5 protein-coding genes are annotated in these 3,655 nt (G+C 26.5%); 1 reads left to right on the top strand and 4 read right to left on the bottom strand.

The features are described from left to right. The 4 genes from HNP68_RS06205 to HNP68_RS06190 all read right to left on the bottom strand — a co-directional run. On the bottom strand, positions 1 to 94 hold a 94-nt coding region (locus HNP68_RS06205), incomplete at its 3' end, for a DUF603 domain-containing protein (protein ID WP_183221512.1). Positions 95 to 288: 194 nt separating this feature from the next. Next, on the bottom strand, positions 289 to 801 hold the full coding sequence (eppA, locus tag HNP68_RS06200) for an exported protein A EppA (RefSeq protein WP_183221510.1): 513 nt from the start codon (positions 799 to 801) through the stop codon (positions 289 to 291). Positions 802 to 920: 119 nt separating this feature from the next. After that, complete coding sequence (locus HNP68_RS06195; RefSeq protein WP_183221508.1) at positions 921 to 2,009, bottom strand: hypothetical protein; 1,089 nt, start codon at positions 2,007 to 2,009, stop codon at positions 921 to 923. A gap of 29 nt (positions 2,010 to 2,038) precedes the next feature. Beyond that, the gene (locus HNP68_RS06190) at positions 2,039 to 2,572 is read right to left on the bottom strand and encodes an Erp family outer-surface lipoprotein (RefSeq protein WP_183221506.1); all 534 of its coding nucleotides are present in this window, start codon (positions 2,570 to 2,572) and stop codon (positions 2,039 to 2,041) included. A gap of 436 nt (positions 2,573 to 3,008) precedes the next feature. On the opposite strand from HNP68_RS06190, the gene HNP68_RS06185 reads away from it, so the two are divergent. After that, positions 3,009 to 3,655 (top strand): site-specific integrase (locus tag HNP68_RS06185; RefSeq protein ID WP_183221504.1); only part of this gene is annotated, 647 nt, incomplete at its 3' end.

The raw sequence follows: 3,655 nt of genomic DNA, 5'->3' as shown, positions 1-3,655 counted from the left end.
AAACTCCTAGTCTAGCTGCTATTTCTCCATCATTTAAAGTTCCTTCTATAAAATATGCAACATAATCATCAAAAGATCTTTTAACTCTTTTCAAAGATACTACCCAAAAGTAACAAAATTAACAAATTGTTACTCTAAATAGTAAAGCAATTTAACAAATTGTTAACATAAACTAGTAATTTCTTTACAATGTTTAGTAAATGTGAAGAAATAAAAAAATAAGACTAATAACTAGTCTTATTTTTCATAATCTATGCTTACAAAATCTATTAATTCTTAATTAAAATCCTAATTTTTAGGTAAATCAGCCAAAATTTGTTTTAAAATCTGTTTTACTGCCCCTGCTTTATCCTCAGAATAAGATTCTTTAAAATTACTTCTGGCTTTCTCTCCATATTTTTCAGCATAGTCAATTTTATCAGAATCTAGTTGTATTAAATAATCAAAAATAGAATCTGGATGCCCTCCTATAAGTTTAATCATATCCTCAGATAGTAAAATATTATCTATACTTATTTTAATTTTTATAAGATATTCTATAACATCAAGAGCATCCAAAAAAACACTTTTATCTTTAATTCCAATTTTTCTTAAATTTCCTCTAATTTTAGGAGCATCGGAAAAAACATGACTTTTTTCATACTCATTTTTAAAATCATAGTTATCTAGTCTTTTATTTATTAAATTAAAATCTTCTTCAGAAAAAGATCTTTTGGTTTTTACATAATCTTCTTCTTCTATATTTGCACTTAAACTTAATACAAATAAAAACAAAAGCATTAAAAAATTAATTTTTCTCATATCCTCTCCTAGCTTTATTATCTAAATTTCAGCAATATTACTGTAATTAAATAAATAACAACTAGTCAAATATTGCTAGCTGTTATTTTGTGTATACAAAGCTTAATTAAATCTAAAGATTATTCATCATCATCAATCCTATTGCTATCATCATTGATATAGCCTTTAATTGTTTCAAAATGAGATTGGTCTTTAAGGTATTCTTTAACTTCTTCTAATTTTGATTTTAAGTTATTTAACTCTGATTCAATTTCGCTAACTCTTACATTTTCTTTTAATTTTGGATCTGATTGCAACGCAACTTTTTTTTGATTACCTATATTTAATTTAGTCCTTAAACTACTTCTAGTATCACCCAATTCTTTTAATAACTTTGGTAATCCTTCTTCATCTTCATTCATTAAACCCCAAGTATGGTATATAGCCTGTTTAGAATCATCTGTAAAATCGTCGTATACAGGCCCTGTAACTTTATCTATAATTTCTTGTGGGTTTAATGGTATTTCTTCTACATAAGAACTTTTTCGTTTAATAACATCTATATTATCATTTATTTCATCTATTTTTTTTGTTAGAACTTTTATTTCATATTTAATCTCTCCATCTTCTTTTTTTTGTCTCTTTCCTTCTCCTCTTTCCTCTTCCTCTTCTTCAACTTCAATTTCTACTTCTGCTTCTGCAGTTTGTACTTGCAAGTGTTCTTCTTGTTTAACTTGTTCTTCTTCGCTCTTTTCTTTTTGTTCTGCTTGTTCTTGTACTTGTGTTTCTTGTACTTGCAAGTTTTCTTTTTCTTGTCCCTTTGCTTCTTCTAATTTCTCTACTTTCTTATCTTCTGATACTTGTACCTCTACCTTTTGTTTTTGTTGTTCTTTTTCTTGTTTCTTATTATCTTCTTGATTTTGTTTTTGCCTTTCTTGACCACCATTGTTAGCACTTTCTTGTGATTTTTCTTTGTGATTATTTGCCAACAATGTTGGAGCTTTATTTAATAAACCGCCAATAGGGGAAGAAGCCTCAATTAATGCTTTTTCTAAAAATCCCTTAACTTGCGGCCCTTTTAAATCTCCACCTTGATTATTTTTATTTACTTTTTGATTTTCTTTACCTTGATTTTTTTCTTCAATTTTTTTTAAATTTCCATGATTATCACACGACATTATCAGTGCAAAAACAGCACAAGTGATAAACATTATTATTTTTTTATTCATAAGTTACTCCTCTCCTATATATTTAACTTCTATTTTAAATTTTTCTTAAGTTCTTCTAGTGATATTGCATATCCAGCAGTTTTATCTCCTGAGTTTTTAATTTTATCTCCTGAAAATGTAATATACTCAGAATTATCAATTTTCTCTATCTTTGTTATTATCTCTTTATCTTTTAAACCACTTGCATCACTTTGTTCATTATTATATCCATAATACAAACTAGCTTTAAATGCTCCGCCTTCAGTCATTGCTTTTACAAAATTATTAACTTCTGACTCTTCTACTTCAAAGAATGTGGCACTGTGTCCACCTGCATTTAAACCTGTTGCAATACCATATTCTCCTTTTTTTCTTTCTTCCTTTTCTACAACTAAATCTCCTAAGTCTGTCCAATTACCACCATTATCTTTATTTTTAATTTTTACAGTAAATTTAGTGAATTCTATTGTCTTACTATTTATCTGTTCACTTGTACTACTTGTACTTGTACTTGTAAAATTTTCACAAGAACTAATTACTGCAAAAACAGCACAAATAATAAACATTATTACTTTTTTATTCATAAGTCACTCCTACTCCATAAGTTCAAAAGATAATGCAACCCCTAATAATTACAATTTTTTACAGGTTTAAATAATTGATTTTGTTACATTGCTCTGTTACATATTAACAAAACTAAAATGTAATTTTAATCAACTCTCAAAAATCTCTCCATTGCAAATGTCAAACTCACTACAGTATATTACAAAACACATATAAATTAAATTTCAGGGTATTTGCTATATATCACTTAAAGTATTATATCTTTCTTAAGTGCCCCCTTTAGAAATTGCCACTTCTGCTTGCTACAACCACTCTACACTTTAAATTTCGCATGCAATGAGAGACACTTCAATTTGACTAAAATTTTTAGTTTTTGGTAAAATGTAAATTGTAATTTTTATCTATTTTTATTACTTTTACTTAATTTAAAAGTAACACTTTTAAGGAGATGATTTTATGCGCATTAACAATTTTCCTAATTTAAATAATAATGATATGGACTTTATCCTCAAACTTCTAAAAGATTATCAAAAAGTTATTGATGAAAATAAAATTCTTAAAAATACTCTAAAAAATTCAACTAAAACTAAAAAAGAAACTCTAAAACCTAGTCCTAAGTTCTACCTAACTCCAAAAACTAGTAAACTAATTGTAAAATGTATAAATCAACTAAAACAAATTGATCCAATATCTGGTTGGTTTGTACATTTACTCTTAATAAGTGGCTGCAGGGGCACTGAAATTCAAAAAGTAAAAATGCAAGATATTACTACTTTACAAAGCAAAGCTGGTGAAATTTTATATAACATTAAAGTACATGTAGCAAAAAAAAGAAGTGTCGCTTGTATTAGAGAAATTGTTATTAACTCTAAGGAATTTGACGCTATTCAAACAGCGCACAAAAATCATTTTGATGATAAAAATCTAGACACTAGGCGTACTTATCTTTTCCAAAAAACTAAAAATAAATTTAAAGACAATCAAATTAGTATTATACATATTTCTAATAAATTCAAAAATCTTCTTAAAAAATCTGGATTTAAAGCAAATAAATCTCTTCATTTATGTAGAAATTTATTTATTTCAAATTTAAAAGCCAATGG

Origin of the sequence: Borreliella yangtzensis (genome assembly GCF_014201775.1) — a bacterium.
Lineage (GTDB): Bacteria > Spirochaetota > Spirochaetia > Borreliales > Borreliaceae > Borreliella > Borreliella yangtzensis.
This window is presented reverse-complemented; position numbering and strand designations above follow the sequence as displayed.

Bases quoted from the DNA above. Each gene is read 5' to 3' on its own strand.
- HNP68_RS06190 (WP_183221506.1), bottom strand. From the start codon at position 2,572: ATGAATAAAAAAGTAATAATGTTTATTATTTGTGCTGTTTTTGCAGTA.
- HNP68_RS06195 (WP_183221508.1), bottom strand. From the start codon at position 2,009: ATGAATAAAAAAATAATAATGTTTATCACTTGTGCTGTTTTTGCACTG.
- eppA (WP_183221510.1), bottom strand. From the start codon at position 801: ATGAGAAAAATTAATTTTTTAATGCTTTTGTTTTTATTTGTATTAAGT.